Raw genomic sequence first — 16,782 nt, 5'->3', positions numbered from 1 at the left:
CTTAAAATTGAGCTATCATTCAGTTTTTGATTTCCAGGAGCTCCTTATGAAAGTGGGTCGTGACAGCCTATCAACAAAATCACAATTACAGGTGGATGGGAAAACTTATCATTATTTCAGTCTTAAAGAAGCCGAACAAAAAAATTTTAAAGGAATCAGTCGTCTTCCTTACTCGCTTAAAGTTCTTTTTGAAAATTTATTACGTTTTGAGGATGACAACACGGTTACTACCAAAGACATTAAAGCAATTGCAGACTGGTTGCATAATAAAACGTCCCAACATGAAATTGCGTTTAGACCTGCACGCGTCCTGATGCAGGACTTTACTGGGGTTCCCGCTGTAGTGGATTTAGCAGCAATGCGTGCCGCGATTGTTAAAATGGGCGGCAATCCTGATAAAATTTCGCCATTGTCTCCTGTTGATCTGGTCATTGACCATTCCGTTATGGTTGATAAATTTGGTAGTAAAGATGCTTTAGCTGTAAACACAGAAATTGAAATGCAACGAAATAATGAGCGCTATGAGTTTTTACGCTGGGGGCAAAAGGCATTTGATAATTTCCAGGTTGTTCCACCTGGAACCGGTATTTGCCATCAAGTAAATCTTGAATACTTGGGAAAAACAGTATGGAGCAGTGCCGACGATGGAAGCTTATATGCATATCCCGATACTTTAGTAGGTACAGACTCTCATACAACCATGATTAATGGCTTGGGTGTATTGGGATGGGGAGTTGGTGGTATCGAAGCAGAGGCAGCCATGCTCGGACAACCTGTATCGATGTTAATTCCAGAGGTTATTGGATTCAAATTGCATGGAAAAATGAAAGAGGGCATTACTGCAACCGACCTGGTACTTACCGTAACACAGATGCTCAGAAAGAAAGGTGTAGTTGGCAAATTTGTTGAGTTTTATGGTCCTGGCTTGAGCGACTTGCCTCTTGCTGATCGAGCTACAATTTCTAATATGGCCCCAGAATATGGCGCTACATGCGGCTTTTTCCCAGTAGACAAAGAAACCATCCGCTATCTGGAGTTGACTGGACGTGACAAGCATACTATTGCGTTGGTTGAAGCTTACACTAAAGCGCAAGGCATGTGGTATGATAAAGATAGTGAAGATCCAGTATTTACCGATACTCTGGAACTTGATTTGAGTACTGTTGTCCCCTCATTAGCAGGACCTAAAAGACCACAAGATAAAGTAACGTTAAATACTTTGCCCGTAGAATTCAATTCTTTTCTTAAAGAAGCTGGAAAAGAACAGGAAAAAGATACTTCTTTCCCGGTTAAAAATCATGATTTCCAAATGAAACATGGCCATGTAGTAATTGCGGCTATTACCAGCTGTACTAATACATCAAATCCAAGTGTGCTTATGGCAGCAGGCTTGGTGGCTAAAAAAGCAATTGAAAAAGGACTACAGCGTAAGCCCTGGGTTAAATCTTCTTTAGCTCCTGGCTCTAAGGTGGTCACAGATTATCTCAAACAAGCTGGGCTGCAGTCTTATTTAGATCAGTTGGGTTTTAATTTAGTGGGCTATGGCTGTACTACCTGTATTGGTAATTCTGGTCCATTGCCTGATGCTATTTCTCACTCTGTCAGTGATAATGATCTTGTTGTTTCAGCCGTTTTATCAGGAAATCGTAATTTTGAAGGTCGTGTACATCCACAAGTCAGAGCAAACTGGCTGGCCTCTCCTCCTTTAGTTGTTGCCTACGCTTTATGCGGAACTACTACCATTGATTTAAGCAAGGATCCTCTAGGAAAGGATGATAAAGGTAATGATGTATATCTGAAAGATATTTGGCCTTCTAATGCTGAAATTGCTGCTGAAGTATCTAAAGTGACCGGGGGAATGTTCCGTAAAGAGTATTCTGAGGTTTTTCTTGGTGATGAGCATTGGCAAGCAATTAAAACTGGCAGTGGAAAAACTTATGAATGGGATGCACATTCAACATACATACAACATCCACCATTTTTTGATAATTTAAAAGCAAAGCCTGATTCAATTAAACCGATAAAACAAGCTTATATTTTGGCTTTATTTGGGGACTCAATTACCACGGATCATATTTCTCCAGCAGGCTCAATCAAAGCTAACTCTCCAGCAGGCTTGTATTTAAAATCCAAAGGGGTTGATGAAAAAGAATTTAACTCTTACGGCTCTCGTCGTGGTAACCATGAAGTGATGATGAGGGGAACTTTTGCTAACATTCGTATTCGTAATGAAATGACTCCTGGCCAAGAAGGCGGCATCACCCGTTACATCCCTTCAGGAGAAGTAATGCCTATTTATGATGCAGCAATGCTCTATCAGAAAAATCATCATGATCTTGTTGTGATTGCAGGCAAAGAATATGGTACAGGCTCCTCAAGAGATTGGGCGGCAAAAGGAACAAATTTGCTTGGCGTCAAAGCGGTACTTACTGAAAGTTTTGAACGCATTCACCGCTCTAATTTAATCGGTATGGGTGTTTTACCTTTGCAATTCTGTGATGGTATGACCCGTAAGACCCTGAATCTGAAGGGAGATGAGCGTATCAGTATTGACATCTCTGACTCTTTAAAACCCGGTTCAATGGTTCCAGTAACAATTGAGCGTACTGATGGTCAAGTAGAGCAGATTGAAGCATTATGCCGTATCGATACTGCTGATGAATTAGAATATTATAAAAATGGTGGTATTCTACAATACGTTCTCAGAAATCTGTGTGTTTGATATGATAATGATACGCTTTCAGTTGGACCTTTGGTCCAACTGCAGTGTCACCCAATTCGATCGTACCCATGATCTTCATCATTTGCTTGGGCCTAAAGCCCAACCTACTTTTTATTTAAATTCCATAAATGAAAATAGTACTGCGTATCCAAAGTTATTGGCGGTTTGCTTATACCGTATTTGTTAAGGATTAATCATGAATCAACCCAAAAAGGTTCTAAGTGTATTTTCTTTAGTAATGATTAATGTCATTGCTGTTGATAGCTTACGTACCCTTCCTATTAGTGCCAAACTCGGTCTTACATTAATCTCTTATTATGTTGTAGCAGCGTTTGCTTTTTTTATCCCTGTATCTTTAGTAGCAGCTGAATTAGCAACAGCTTATCCCGAAACAGGAGGCATTTACGTATGGGTTCGTGAAGCATTCGGTAAACGTGCCGCTTTTATCACTATATGGCTTCAGTGGATATATAATGTAGTTTGGTATCCTACCATACTTGCTTTTATCGCAGCCACCCTATCGTATTTAATCGCCCCAGAATTAGGAAATAATAAATATTATTTGTTAGGCACAGTGCTCATTCTGTTTTGGGTGTTTACACTACTTAATTGTTTCGGAATGAAAATATCAAGCATAGTCAGTACTATTGGAGCAACAGTAGGTACCATATTTCCCATGCTTTTCATTATTGTCTTAGCTGCACTTTGGATTATTCAGGGAAAGCCTATGATGGTTGGTTATCCCTCTACATGGTTACCTGACTTCAGCTCTTTAGGTAATTTATCACTTTTTGCAGTGGTATTATTTGGTCTACTCGGTATGGAAATGTCTGCGGTTCATGCCGAAGAGGTGAAAAACCCCAAACGTGATTATCCTAAGGCTCTGTTTTATTCAACGATTTTAGTTATATCCACACTCTCTTTAGGCTCATTAGCTATTGTAGTTGTAGTACCTAATGAAAGTTTAAGTGTTGTCTCTGGACTTATTGATGCCTATGCTGCTTTTTTTAAATCGTATAATATGTCCTGGATGACTTCGATCATCGCGATCCTAATTATTCTAGGTGGCCTAAGTGGCGTTTCTGCCTGGATTATTGGTCCGACAAAAGGATTGATGGTCTCAGCCCGCGATGGCTCCTTACCTGAAAAATTTGCATATACCAATAAATACGGAGCTCCAACAACCATTCTTTTTTCTCAAGCCATTATTTTTACAGTATTAAGCTCCGCTTTTATTTTATTGGATTCCATTAATGCAGCCTATTGGATGCTTAGTGATTTGTGCGCTCAAATGGCCTTATTAGTTTATCTTTTTATGTTCGCCGCAGCTATTAAATTAAGATATAGCAAACCGGATCAACCACGGGGTTACACAGTTCCAGGTGGAAATATAGTGATGTGGTTCTTATGTGCAATTGGCATTCTCTGTTGCCTTACCGCAATTATTATTGGTTTTGTACCGCCCACACAAATACCGATAGGGAATGTATTTATTTTTGAATCGTTTTTAATTGGTGGGTTAATATTATTTGTATTAATTCCTTGGTTTCTTGCTAAAAAACATTAAAGCTGTGAAATATTAATTTAGCCTGGGTGAAGCACAGCGAAACCCAGGCTACGCGTTGATTATGCAAACATCTCGATAACCGCTTGGTTCCACTGTTTGGGTTGTTCCAAATTAGATAAATGCCCTGCATTAGATAAAATAATCAGTTGACTATTTTTTGAGAGTGAATGCATATCAATGCTTTGTTGAGGGAAAATTACATTATCTAATTCACCTGTAATAATCAGAATAGGTAATTTTGTTGTTGCCAATATAGCTGAGGTAGAGTTACGGAGTGCCATCCCACGTAATGCAGATGCAATCGCACTTGATTTTTGTAACGTTAAAATATGATGGAGATAATCTTTAGTTTGTTGTGATGCATTAGACGAAAGTGCCTTAGACATAAATCCATTAATTAGGTTCTCTGTCCCATTTTCAAGTACATCAAGTGCCGTTTTTTCACGAGTAGCTTTTGTTTCCGGACTATCTGCTACGGCTTGGGTATTTGAAAGTACTAATCCTAGTGTTTGATTGGGGTATTTTTCTAAAAAGGCAAGTGCAATATATCCCCCCATTGATTCACCACCAATGATCGCCTTATCGATTTTTAAATAATCTAATAACTGTTTTACCTCATCAGCATATTCAGCCATAGAAATTGCTTTTCCATCCACACTTGAAGATTCACCAAATCCCCATAGGTCCAGAGTAATCACCCGAAAATGCTCTCTAAGCTCCTCTTGTTGGGGTTGCCATAATCGTTGATCGGTTGGGAATGCATGAATTAATATAAGGGGCTTTCCTTCACCTATATCATTATAAGAAATAAATTGCTTCGTATGTGGAAGTGCTATAGTGGATGCCAGTGCAGTATTACTAAAGCAGCAATATAAAGTAAAGATTAAAACGTAGAGGAAAGAGAATGCTTTATTCATTAATTACTCCATTAAATTAAGAACGTAACTTCGTGTTACACAACAATAGAGCGCAACAGAAATCAAGTTCACTGATTGAAGTTACGCCCTAACTGGGTTTTTGCTTAAATTAATCAGGCAAAGACATTAAACTTGCATTACCTCCTGCTGCAGTAGTATCCACAGTATAAGTTCGCTCGTGACAAAGTCGAACGAGATAGTTAGGCCCACCTGCTTTAGGGCCTGTGCCTGATAATTCTTCTCCACCAAAAGGTTGTAAACCAACAACAGCACCTATCATGTTGCGGTTTACATAACAGTTACCTGCATGAATATTTTTCCTGATATATTCCACTGTTTCATTAATACGACTATGGATACCTAGAGTTAGGCCATAACCGGTCTCATTAATTTGGTCAATAACTTTATCCAAATCCTTTCGTTTAAATTGAATTACATGCAATACGGGACCAAAGACCTCTTTTTCTAGCGCACTAATATGATTGATGGCAATCGCAGTTGGAGGCATAAAATATCCAGATTCCAATGATTCATCTAATGGGCATTGGTAAATAATCTCAAAACGCTTTTTCATATTATCCACATGATTTTTTAATGTGGATAAAGCCGCCTTGTCAATTACAGGCCCCACATCAGTCGCAAGCCAGCGTGGATCGCCTACGACCAATTCAGCCATAGCTCCTTTTAAAAGTGCTATAGTTCTTGGATAAACTTCTTCTTGGACAAATAATACGCGCAAAGCAGAACATCTTTGACCAGCACTACCGAAGGCCGAGTTCACCGCATCAACCACAACTTGTTCCAATAAAGCTGAAGAATCAACGATCATTGCATTTTGACCGCCCGTTTCAGCAATCAAGGGAATAATTTCCCCACCACGTGTTGCCAAGGTACGATTAATAAGATTCGCCGTATCTGTTGAACCAGTAAATAAAACTGCTTTGATTCTTTTATCAGCAACCAATGCAGCTCCGATTGTTTCACCGAGGCCAGGAAGTAATTGTATGGCTCCTACAGGAACCCCTGCCTGGTGCATTAACTTAACCGCATAGGCAGCAATGAGAGGCGTTTGTTCTGCAGGTTTTGCAATAACACAGTTGCCAGTTACCAATGCAGCAGCGACCTGACCTGTAAAAATTGCCAAAGGAAAATTCCAGGGGCTGATGCAAAGTATTGTACCTCGTGGGTGCAAACTCAGTTCATTTAATTCGCCTGTATAACCCGTTAAACGTAATGGAGCAGCCAAAATTTGCTGGGCTTGCACGGCATAATAACGGCAGAAATCAATTGCTTCACGCACTTCTGCTATGCAGTCATTCATGGTTTTACCTGCTTCAAGACAGGCTATGGTCATAAGTTCTGCTTGATTTTCCTCTAACGAATCAGCAAAGCGATTAAGGCATGCTGCTCTTTCTTTAACGGGCATGCCTGACCATACTGGGAAAGTTTTCTCAGCTTGTACCAATGCGTGTTCTACATCATCCAGTGATGCATTTTGGACTGATCCCACAATATTTTCAATTTGTTGTGGCGAATTAATCTGTTGTTTTTCACCCTTAAGTATTGGATTTCCTGCGATCATTGGCCCTGAAGCCCACTGCTGCAATTTGATTTGTCCCATTTTTTCTTGTAAATGAGCCCGCTCTGTGCGATCAGTAAAATCAAACCCCTTAGCATTTTTTCTATTGGGCTGAAAGATATCTTCAGGTAATGGAATATTTTGATTCATCTTATGTAATAAAGATTGGGCTTTTTCCACTGGGTCTTCAACTAATGCACTAATAGGTGCATTATCATCAACGATACGGTTTACAAATGAAGAGTTTGCTCCATTTTCCAGCAAACGACGTACTAAATAAGGAAGTAAATCCTCATGACTTCCCACGGGAGCATAGATACGGCAAGGAATACCATAGCGTGCTGCCGGTACTATCTGTTGATACAGCTCATTGCCCATTCCATGCAAACACTGAAACTCAAAATCACGATAATCCCCGGTAATATTTAAAATCATTGCTACAGAATAGGCATTATGAGTAGCAAATTGAGGATAAATTGCATCGGTCATGGTTAATATTTTTTTCGCGCACGCCTGAAAAGAAACATCTGTAAAAACTTTTCGGGTAAATACAGGATATTCTTTAAAGCCCTGCATTTGTGTTTTTTTAATTTCACTATCCCAATAGGCACCTTTAATCAAGCGCACCATAATTCGACGTTGCTTTTTTCTTGCCAGAGCAGCGACCCAATCCAATACATAAAAAGCTCTTTTTTGATAAGACTGAACTGCTAAACCAAAACCGTTCCATCCATCCAAACTTGCATCATTAAAAACATGCTCCATCACATCAAGTGATAACTCCAAGCGTTCAGATTCTTCAGCATCAACAGTTAAAGCAATTCCATAGTCCTTTGCTAAACGAGCAAGGGCGAGCAGCTTGGGCGGTAATTCTTCCATAACGCGCTCATGCTGGCTTTCATTATAACGTGGGTGTAAGGCAGAAAGCTTTATAGAGATACCGGCACGCTTATATACATCTGAATTTTTATCAGACTGCTTACCTATAGCATCAATTGCTTCTTTATATGCTTCAAAGTAACGCGACGCATCAATAGAGGTTAGCGCAGCTTCACCCAACATATCATAAGAAAAGCGATACCCTTGAGCTTCTTTCTTTTTAGCTCGATTTAACGCTTCATCTATAGTTCTTCCTTTGACAAATTGTTTGCTCATAATTCGCATCGCTTTATCAACCGCTGTTCTTACTACAGCTTCGCTACTGCGATTAACAAGCTTCATTAACGATTTAGCTAACGTTGTTTGAGCTTTTTCCGGAGTCAGTATTTTACCTGTGAGCATCAGTGCCCAAGTCGTTGCATTTACAAAAAATGAATCACTTTGGCCTATATGAGATTTCCAATCACCACCAGACAATTTATCTTTGATTAAATTATCTATTGTTGCACTGTCAGGAACTCGCAATAACGCTTCAGCCAAACACATGAGCGCAATCCCCTCATCGCTGGATAATGCATATTCAGTCAAAAATGAATCGATGCCTGTGCTTTTTTTTCGTTCAGCTCGCACAGATTCAACTAATTTTGTGGCACTATTCTTAATATCTATTAACTGCTGTTGCCCTAATGCGGCTTTATCACAAAGTTCTGTTATCAACGATAACTCATCAACACGATAGGCGTGATTAATAGCAGCTCTTATGCCTTCAGGTAATTGTATGATCTGCTTTTCCAGCATAGCATTCTCCGAAATCAAATCTATAACTATTCGTATCTATCCACCACATTTCAAAATCTTAATGAAAAAACAAATTTGAGTGCACATTGAACCAAAAATATCCTGAAAAAGCGCCACATAGATGACTATGTAAGCCTTTTTCAGCATGCTTTCGTTCAAAATGCGCCAAATAGGCTTTTCGGTGAACTGTGCTGAATAGTTACCTATTCTTTTTCCCCTTTCTCTCTTGAACACAAAGGAGTACAAGTCAATGCTGGGTTTAAAAGAGTTTAAAAACTAACAGCCAAGTATAATTTAGAGCCATATAAAATGGAATGAGGCATTCATTATTTTGCTATAGAATATGGCATCAATCGGCTGCAATCACAGAGATTATACCTAATTTCTAGCAATTTTTCTGTTTTTTATTTATTTTATTTAAATATTTTTTAAACCATATGTTTAATTATTAATTCACAAAACAGAACTAAATATAAACAATTAGGCTCATGATTTCACTAAATTTTTCCTAATATTCATTCAAGCCTCTGAATTGAATAATATTTTCCCCTATTGGCCAAATAAGCACCTTATAATTTTACAATTACATGAATTGTTAATATAATCACCATTTTTTTGAAGAACTATTAACGGCGATTTATATGAAGAAAGGAGAAGTATGAACACTCTATTAACTCTAATCTCAACCGTAATTTTAACCAGTAATATAACTTCCAGTGCGCCTTCTTTCGCAGCGAGAGCTGAAGCAGATATCAATACTAAGTTACAACATCTGAGTAATAAAGCACCGCAATTAAACAAGAATGTATTACGGCTCGCGTTAACTGCATATAACAATGCGAGCAAGAAAGGGGCTGTGAAAAAACCCGTCCTTACCGTAATAGATTATTCTTTACCATCAAACAAACAACGTATGTGGGTATTTGACCTACGTAGAGAGCGCCTTCTATATAATACCTTTGTTGCACATGGCAAAAATTCTGGTGTGAATAAAGCAAGTCATTTTTCTAACGTTCCTTCAAGTAAACAATCAAGCTTGGGGACCTATATTACGCAAGATACCTATATAGGGCACAAAGGATATTCACTTAACTTGCAGGGCTTAGATAAAGGATTTAATGACAATGCACTAAGTAGACGCGTGGTAATACATGGTGCATGGTATGTAGAGCCTAATTTTATCAAACAAGCCGGTCGTGCCGGGCTGTCTTGGGGTTGTCCTGCTATTGCTCAAACTTTGGCAAAGCCTGTAATTAATACGATTAAAAATGGCTCTGTAATTTTTGCCTATTTTCCCGATAAAAAGTTTTTATCTAAATCAAATTATTTAGTAGCATAAAAAAAGCCAGGGTTGAAACCCTGGCTTCGCAGTCATCCGTATAAGAACTTCCAGTTCTTATGATCATCCATGATAAATCATATCCTTATGATTACAATTCCGTTTGTTTGACTTATATCCATACAAGTCATGATTAAAATGTAGCAATAGAAAATAAGAAGCGCAAGGATATTTCAGGGTTCTTTGCCTTAATTTACTTCAGGCAGATCAAAAACACATTTATTAAATATATATTAAAAACAATGAGTTAATTTAACTTGCTGAAATTGACGTCAAAAAAACGGCTATTGTCTTTAGCTGAATTGAGAAATATCTTACAAGAAATCGAGCAAAAAAAGTGAGATAACCTAGCATTAAAATACAAATCCGAGAATTTCCGGGATTAATTCGCAAGCAATTTGCTTTAAAACAAACCAGATACAGGCTATAATGCTTTTTTTTATTTCGTTATAGTCGCAAGATGAACAGCATAAAGAACAAATTTGAATTATTTAGTCATTTAGCAAAAGACATCAAAACTGAAACGGCACAACATTTATCAACACCTGATTTAATAAAGATTTCTATGACTTCAAAAGAATATAGAACATTCTTTAAGCCCATGCTGGATGTCCGAAAATTGTTACACCATGTGGTGCGTGGTGAACATGCTGCGGTTAAAATGATGCTAGAAAAAGATATCAATTTACTCTTTAAAAAAGGTCGGATAACAGATTGCTCGGGGCGAACCTTTGAACATATCAGTAGTTTTGAATATGCGCTTTGGGCATTGGATAAACATATGTGGACAATGATGCTTGATTGCGTACCTCAAAACGAAGCGGGTAAAAAAGTATTAGCACAATTGCTCTCCCAATACCACAAAGTAAATAAAGAGGGGGTTACTTATAAGCTTAATGGAAAAACAATCACTGAGAAACACTTTGATTTCGAAAATACCCTCATCAAAGAGCTACAAATACAAGTTGATTCTATAAAGGTGCCTGGAGATAAGGATTGGGATGCTATTAACAAGCAGTGGAGAGAAGGTGTTGGCGGCGCCCAAAAGCAGCTTCCTATGCATGTTGTTTATGAATATTGCTCTGATGAGCCTTTTTATCACATTCCACAACCTCCCGCTTCACAACTCAAACCATCAAAACAATGGCTTACCTCCCCGCGGCCCAAACCATCAAAACAATTTTATAATACGATAACTAAAAAGTATGAAAATTGGTTCGATGTGGATTCAAAATTAGGTGTTGATTTTGCACTATATAAAGGGTCAGGAACCGGGGGGCCAGTATCTAACTACTTAGGGTGGGAAGATGCCTCATTCATGGGGATCCTGTTGGTAATCAACGAGCTAGAGGCTGTAAAGGGGTTACATGAAGCAAGAACAACCGAATTTATCCATCTCGAATCACAACTTAAAGAACCGATGATCGCAAATAATCAACCCCAAACAAGTTTAATTTATTTGATGTCATTTTGATAAAATCTGCTCTTCTCAAAAATTAAATGAAAAAGTTGATACATTAATTTAAGGTTATCTCAAAAAAATTTACTGAATATCCTTAAATAACCAGAGTAATCACTATGTTTGGTTATAAATACTTGATTATGTCAGAAGATATGGTAGTTTATTCAGCATCTAGATCACGCTTTAGAGCAATATGATGGACAAACAACCGTTAACTGCAGCAAAAAAAGATAAGTTACAAGTTATAGATTGGCTTATTGAACATTTCCCAAATGCTTTTTTTAAAAAAGGAAATCAGATTAAACCCCTAAAAATTGGAATATTTGATGATATTATCGATTTTTACGAACGACTAGACTCCCCTCCCTTCAGCAAAAAATCATTGCGAGAAGCATTAAGTTATTATAGTGCATCACCAGCATATCTAAATTGTCAAAAAGAAAACGCAGCACGAATCGATATCTACGGTAATGAAGTGGATACAGTAACGCAAGAACAAGCTAAATATGCTCATCAACGTTACTTAGAACGTTATAACAAAAAGAAAAGTTCGGAAAAAAATAATAACAGCCTGGGTGACGCGTAGCGAAAACCCCGGCTCCTGCGCTACAGCCAATACACTATAGCAGCAATGGTACTGTCTATCGATTGAACTTTACTACTGTAAAGCCATTAAGTAATTAACTCTAACGTCAGATCCTAACGAAGCCTTCCTCAAAAAAGGATTATAATCCATTCCTTCCAAATCAATTAAGTTGAAATCCCAGGGACGAGCCATGGCAAGCAGCTCACTGGGTTTAATAAATTTTTTATAGTCATGTGTTTGTCTGGGTAATAAATTCAGTACATATTCTGCGGCAATAATCGCCGTAGCATAGGCTTTAATCGTTCGACTGATTGTTGATACAAATAAAAAACCTTGTGGTTTGAGTAACCGTCTGCAATGTTCAAAAACCAACTCAGGATTTTCTACATGCTCCAACATTTCCATACAGGTAATTACATCAAAACTTTTATCTTTATATGCTTCAATCGAAGTACATAAATAGTTAATCTTCAGATGATTTATATTTGCATGCTCCTGCGCTACGGAAATTGCTTCGGACTCTGCGTCTATTCCGGTAACTTTTGCTCCTGACCTTGCCATAGATTCACAAAGAATACCGCCACCACAGCCAACATCTAAAACCTTTAGATCGGTTAACTCAACATGCTGCTTAATAAAATCAAGTCGTGTTTCATTAATGTCATGAAGCGTTTTCAGAGGTCCTTCAGTGTCCCACCATAAATTAGCGTGCTGTGCAAATTTATTAATTTCTTGAGGATTAACAGTTGATTCAATATTACTCATCTTGATAATAAGTCCAGAGGTTTAAAAAAATTGATAACGTGCTGATTGGTGATAAAGCTTATATTATAAGGATGTTCCGCAATAAGTCCTATAGGTAATTTATCTTGTGCAACAGTTTCTGCAATTTTACCTAATAATATGAGCTGAATAGTCGGTTTTATTACAGCCAATTGCTCCAAAAGGCTTTGCATAAAAGGTTTCCATTGACGTGCATGATAAGGAACTTTGCCCTCACTATAAACTAACGAAGCATTGAGCAGCAAAATACCTTTATTCATCATCCCTTCAAATAATTGTCGTGCTGTTTGTACTAAAGTACTTTTATCCACTAATGCAATATTGGCTTGTGACGTATCGGAGTCCAAATCACCACGTGCAACAAGTAACATTTTAATCCAATTACGTAAGGAAGTCGCTCTATTAACTTCTTTGCTTAATCCATTTAAACCCCATAAATTACCGACCGAGTTATCCCAAAAAGCATATCCATTCGCTGACTCCTTGCGTGGGTAAGGCGATTCACCTAATAAAATATATTGAGTTTTTGTTAACGGTAAACTAAAAGCTGCAAATAACCGTTCCTTCCCTGGCAACCAATATCTGTCGTTCATTAACTGATGTAAATAGTCTTGATCCATCGTTTTTAATGCTTTGATTAGAATTTCTTTCCAATCAGAATGACAATTATTTAAAAAGGAATAATGATCCATTTTTATACTCGATAAAGAAAATTCTAATGACACTTCCACTCTGTCCCCTTTTTTCTTATAATGCACTTAATTTACACAAATATATGGAAATTGATGAGCACTAGTGTAAATAACAAAGATAACTTGACCAGTGATGCAATACATAATCGTAACTGCTATGCTTATTTTCTTCAATTAAAACCTGTACTTCATACTCACAGCCAATTTCTCACGAAACTTCTGCCGGAATTTGCCAGATTACACACTGTAATAGGACAAGAATATGATGAAAACTACCCTTATGGGAATTTATATTCGTCTTGTATCGCAGCTTTGGAAGAATTTATTGATACGAATCCAACAGAAAAAATTAAGGATTTGGATGATTTAGTCCTGGCTATTTACCATAATGACAACAAGATCCTTGAGGAGTCTTCAGCATGGATCAATGATATTGACTCGGAGATACGTCCTCGACAATCAAATACCACAAAAAAAATTCAAAATAAAATAAAAGATACCAAAAGAAATGTTAATCGATATTCTCCAAATAACTCAGGAGGTCTTTATCGTCGTCTTTATTCTTTATTTACAAATAATTTTAAACCTCAATATGAAACGAATCTGCCAACAATAAAAAATTTTTCTTATAAAAAAAGTTCAGATGCAACAGAATATCGTTTTAGCACGCAAGCCCAACGCCATAATGGACGAACTCGTATAAGCCCCTTATTCAAACGGTGGTTACAAATCAATGCTGAAAAATGCACTCCCAATCAAAACATATGCCATATCTATTTTAATAATCTGGCATTAGATCGAAGCGATTATGATATTGCTGGATCCAAAGAAAGAGATTTGACTCTAGAGCTTCATAAACTTGAAAACGATCCAAGCTTTAAAACGCTTGTTATTACTCTTCCCGCTAATGAAGGGTTAATGGAATCATCTGACTATGAAATAACACACAATCGACTATCTCCTCGTTCTGTATTTAATGAATTTCTCGATATAGCACGAGAGAAAGCAGATAAAAAAGTCATTTCTGATTTCAGAATTAGCCCCAAAGCAAGAAAATTATTATTTGGACCTGAAAATGAAGAGGTAATCCTAAAAAAATTACTTATGAAGAGTTTTCAGGCACAAAGGCTTGCTAACAAACGATTCATTTCTTCTGCAGAAAAACAAGCGGTCTGGGTACACTTCATAAAATATGAACTGACCAATTACATCCTTGAAACAATAAAACCCAAAAGCTTTAATTTTTCGTGCAAAGATGCAATAGATCGCGGCGCTCTCTCTTCTACTTATTATAACTTGATAAAATCCTTTAACTTAGAACAGCCAATAAATAAAGAAGAGTTTGAACGCTCTCTTGATGCACCAGCCGCCAATGTCAAAGGGAGGGGCATGAATTTTCATCGAAAAATCATCTGGAATGCATTAAACACTTATATCAATGCAAATTATTCTCAATTAATTACTAATGAGAAAAAATCATGGTTAATTTATTGGCGCGATATGAATTGTCCTAAGATACGGACAGAAAAGCTTCTTAAATTCAGACTCAAACAAACCATACAACAATTTCACGCATTACCAAAAGAAAAGAACGACCTCAAAACAACAGGGCTGCACTTGTTAGATATTGTGAAAGAACTTCAGACCCAAAAGACCGGTGGTAAAAGACTTCTACTGGAAGTGGTTTCACGTACATCCGAACTCATACATACATCATCCGAAGAGTCGATTGAAAAATATAGTAGACTGGCCAAAGAATTAAAAGTTAATCATCCCTCCTTATATGTCATCGCCGGCATCATGGAAGTATTATTAGGCATTATACTTTATCTTCCGTCACTTGGTTACTCGGAAAAGCTAATTGATCATGGAACTGCCACAACTAACACAGGCTTTTTTTCTTATCGTAGAACAGAATTGAGCAACAAAATGCTCCATTTTGTATCAGTTTCGACATTCCTTGAAGTCTAAAAAGTATTTTTTATGACCTAATACTTGCAACCCCGGATAGACAAGCTGCATACAGCAAATTGTTTTAAATAACTCCACAGGAACAAATTTTTTACTTGCTTATTGATAGTTTTGTGGTTAAAAATAGAATTTACAGGGAGATTCTTAAACACAGGGAGCAAGTGTTATGTCTACTAATGAGCAAGAACTTGATGTAATTATAAAGAATGAAACAAATCCTTCTACTACAAATAGAGTGGTTGTGGAAAAAGCTTTATCGCAGATGAATTTTTCTGATGCAGCAAAACAATTATTATTAGACCCCGATTCATCTAAAACTGATCTTGATAGTTTGCAAAGCATTGCTTTAACTCAAGAGCATTTATCACAAGTCAAAAAAAGTTTAGGCGCTATAGTTGATAGTTTACAAGATAATCCAAGTCTCATTTCGCGTGCCGCCGCGTTCTGGGGTGAGTTGCCCCTTTGGCAAAGAATCGTAGGTGGTGTTGCCATATCAGGACCAACTTTAATCATAGGGGCTGCAGCTCATATTGGGTTTCTAGTAACGATTAGTGGCGTAAGCGTTTTAGCATACACGACAAGCGGTATTGTACTGGACGACCATCATTACCATACCAAAAATATTGCTCAAAAATTAAAAGAGGGAATTTTTGGAGTTGCAGAAATTCTTGAACTGACTATTGGAGCATTAGATTCAATTCGTAAAAAATTAGCCACTGAAATAGATAAATTTAAAGAGGAAAATGAAAAGCTAGCTAAAAATATTACACGGCTTAATGAAGAAGTTGAAACGTTAAGCACACAGGTGGAAGTTTATATTGAAACTGAAAAATTACTTCGAAAGAATAAGGAAGATCTCGAAAAAATTGCCTCATCGCTTAAGCTCGATTTGGAAAAGCAAAGTGTGCAATTTGAAGCCAATCAAAAAGAGCTTGAAAAAGTTCGAGATTTACACTCAAGAAGCTTATTGTTATTGTCTCAAAAAACCGCTGAGTTATCCGAAGTTAGAAAATCCATGGGAGCCGAAGTAGAGAAGGCAAAAAGCATTGCCAGCACATTAGAAGGCACTGTAAAGGTGCTCACCAGCGCAGCAATTAGCGACTCCAGTCAACGACAAGCTTTTCATGAAAAATTAGATGCTTTTTTAATGGATAAAACAACTAGTTTTGACCAAGTAGCAGAACGTATTAGTAAAGCAGAGTCTGAGCTTTCGGAAGTAAAATCTGAATTAAAAGCCAGTACAGAGCGATTTAATAAGTTATTAGAACTTCAGGAAAAACAACTCCAACGTTTGCAAAGCCTTGATCGGCGTGTGGATATCAGTGTCCATCCAGAATTACATCCAACTAAAAGCGAGGATCCGGTAAAACATGAAGGATTACTTAGTAAATTCGGGATAATGGCTATATGGCCAATAAATAACTCAGCACCTAAACAAAATCCACAATCAGCCCCAATACCTTAAATAATAAATTTTGAACTTCAAT

Annotated in this window: 11 protein-coding genes; 7 read left to right on the top strand and 4 right to left on the bottom strand. The window is 37.4% G+C overall.

Annotation, left to right across the window (positions count from 1 at the left end):
• The first annotated feature begins 46 nt into the window (after positions 1-46).
• On the top strand, positions 47-2,722 hold the full coding sequence (gene acnA, locus A8O27_RS08665) for an aconitate hydratase AcnA (protein ID WP_058459864.1): 2,676 nt from the start codon (positions 47-49) through the stop codon (positions 2,720-2,722).
• A 196-nt stretch (positions 2,723-2,918) separates the two neighbouring features.
• A complete protein-coding gene (locus A8O27_RS08660; protein WP_058459863.1) occupies positions 2,919-4,289 on the top strand; it encodes an APC family permease in 1,371 nt (456 codons plus the stop codon).
• A gap of 59 nt (positions 4,290-4,348) precedes the next feature.
• Here the strand turns inward: A8O27_RS08660 and A8O27_RS08655 are convergent, their stop codons facing one another.
• Positions 4,349-5,206 (bottom strand): alpha/beta fold hydrolase, encoded by an 858-nt coding sequence (locus A8O27_RS08655; RefSeq protein ID WP_058459862.1) that lies wholly within the window; start codon positions 5,204-5,206, stop codon positions 4,349-4,351.
• A 109-nt stretch (positions 5,207-5,315) separates the two neighbouring features.
• On the bottom strand, positions 5,316-8,462 hold the full coding sequence (gene putA / locus A8O27_RS08650) for a bifunctional proline dehydrogenase/L-glutamate gamma-semialdehyde dehydrogenase PutA (protein WP_058459861.1): 3,147 nt from the start codon (positions 8,460-8,462) through the stop codon (positions 5,316-5,318).
• A gap of 658 nt (positions 8,463-9,120) precedes the next feature.
• Between putA and A8O27_RS08645 the strand changes: the two genes are divergently transcribed.
• From A8O27_RS08645 to A8O27_RS08635, 3 genes are all read left to right on the top strand, one after another.
• The gene (locus A8O27_RS08645) at positions 9,121-9,801 is read left to right on the top strand and encodes a murein L,D-transpeptidase catalytic domain family protein (RefSeq protein WP_058459860.1); all 681 of its coding nucleotides are present in this window, start codon (positions 9,121-9,123) and stop codon (positions 9,799-9,801) included.
• A gap of 460 nt (positions 9,802-10,261) precedes the next feature.
• A complete protein-coding gene (locus A8O27_RS08640; RefSeq protein WP_082642454.1) occupies positions 10,262-11,275 on the top strand; it encodes a Dot/Icm T4SS effector CpeA-related protein in 1,014 nt (337 codons plus the stop codon).
• A 184-nt stretch (positions 11,276-11,459) separates the two neighbouring features.
• Complete coding sequence (locus A8O27_RS08635; protein WP_058459859.1) at positions 11,460-11,849, top strand: ProQ/FINO family protein; 390 nt, start codon at positions 11,460-11,462, stop codon at positions 11,847-11,849.
• A gap of 72 nt (positions 11,850-11,921) precedes the next feature.
• On the opposite strand, the gene ubiG is transcribed toward A8O27_RS08635, so the two are convergent.
• Positions 11,922-12,614, bottom strand: a complete 693-nt coding sequence (gene ubiG, locus A8O27_RS08630) for a bifunctional 2-polyprenyl-6-hydroxyphenol methylase/3-demethylubiquinol 3-O-methyltransferase UbiG (RefSeq protein ID WP_058459858.1) — start codon at positions 12,612-12,614, stop codon at positions 11,922-11,924.
• Positions 12,611-13,324, bottom strand: a complete 714-nt coding sequence (locus A8O27_RS08625) for a uracil-DNA glycosylase family protein (protein WP_174223931.1) — start codon at positions 13,322-13,324, stop codon at positions 12,611-12,613. Before A8O27_RS08625 ends, ubiG begins: the two co-directional genes overlap by 4 nt.
• A 93-nt stretch (positions 13,325-13,417) precedes the next feature.
• Here A8O27_RS08625 and A8O27_RS08620 point away from each other — a divergent pair, with 93 nt between their 5' ends.
• A complete protein-coding gene (locus A8O27_RS08620; protein ID WP_058459856.1) occupies positions 13,418-15,295 on the top strand; it encodes a hypothetical protein in 1,878 nt (625 codons plus the stop codon).
• A 166-nt stretch (positions 15,296-15,461) separates the two neighbouring features.
• Complete coding sequence (locus A8O27_RS08615) at positions 15,462-16,760, top strand: LegC2/C7 family Dot/Icm T4SS effector (RefSeq protein WP_058459855.1); 1,299 nt, start codon at positions 15,462-15,464, stop codon at positions 16,758-16,760.
• The last annotated feature ends 22 nt before the right edge of the window (positions 16,761-16,782 follow it).

The sequence above is a fragment of the Legionella bozemanae genome, from assembly GCF_001648595.1.
Classification (GTDB): domain Bacteria; phylum Pseudomonadota; class Gammaproteobacteria; order Legionellales; family Legionellaceae; genus Legionella; species Legionella bozemanae.
The sequence above is the reverse complement of the archived record's forward strand: the minus strand, read 5'-3'. Positions and strand labels throughout refer to the sequence as shown.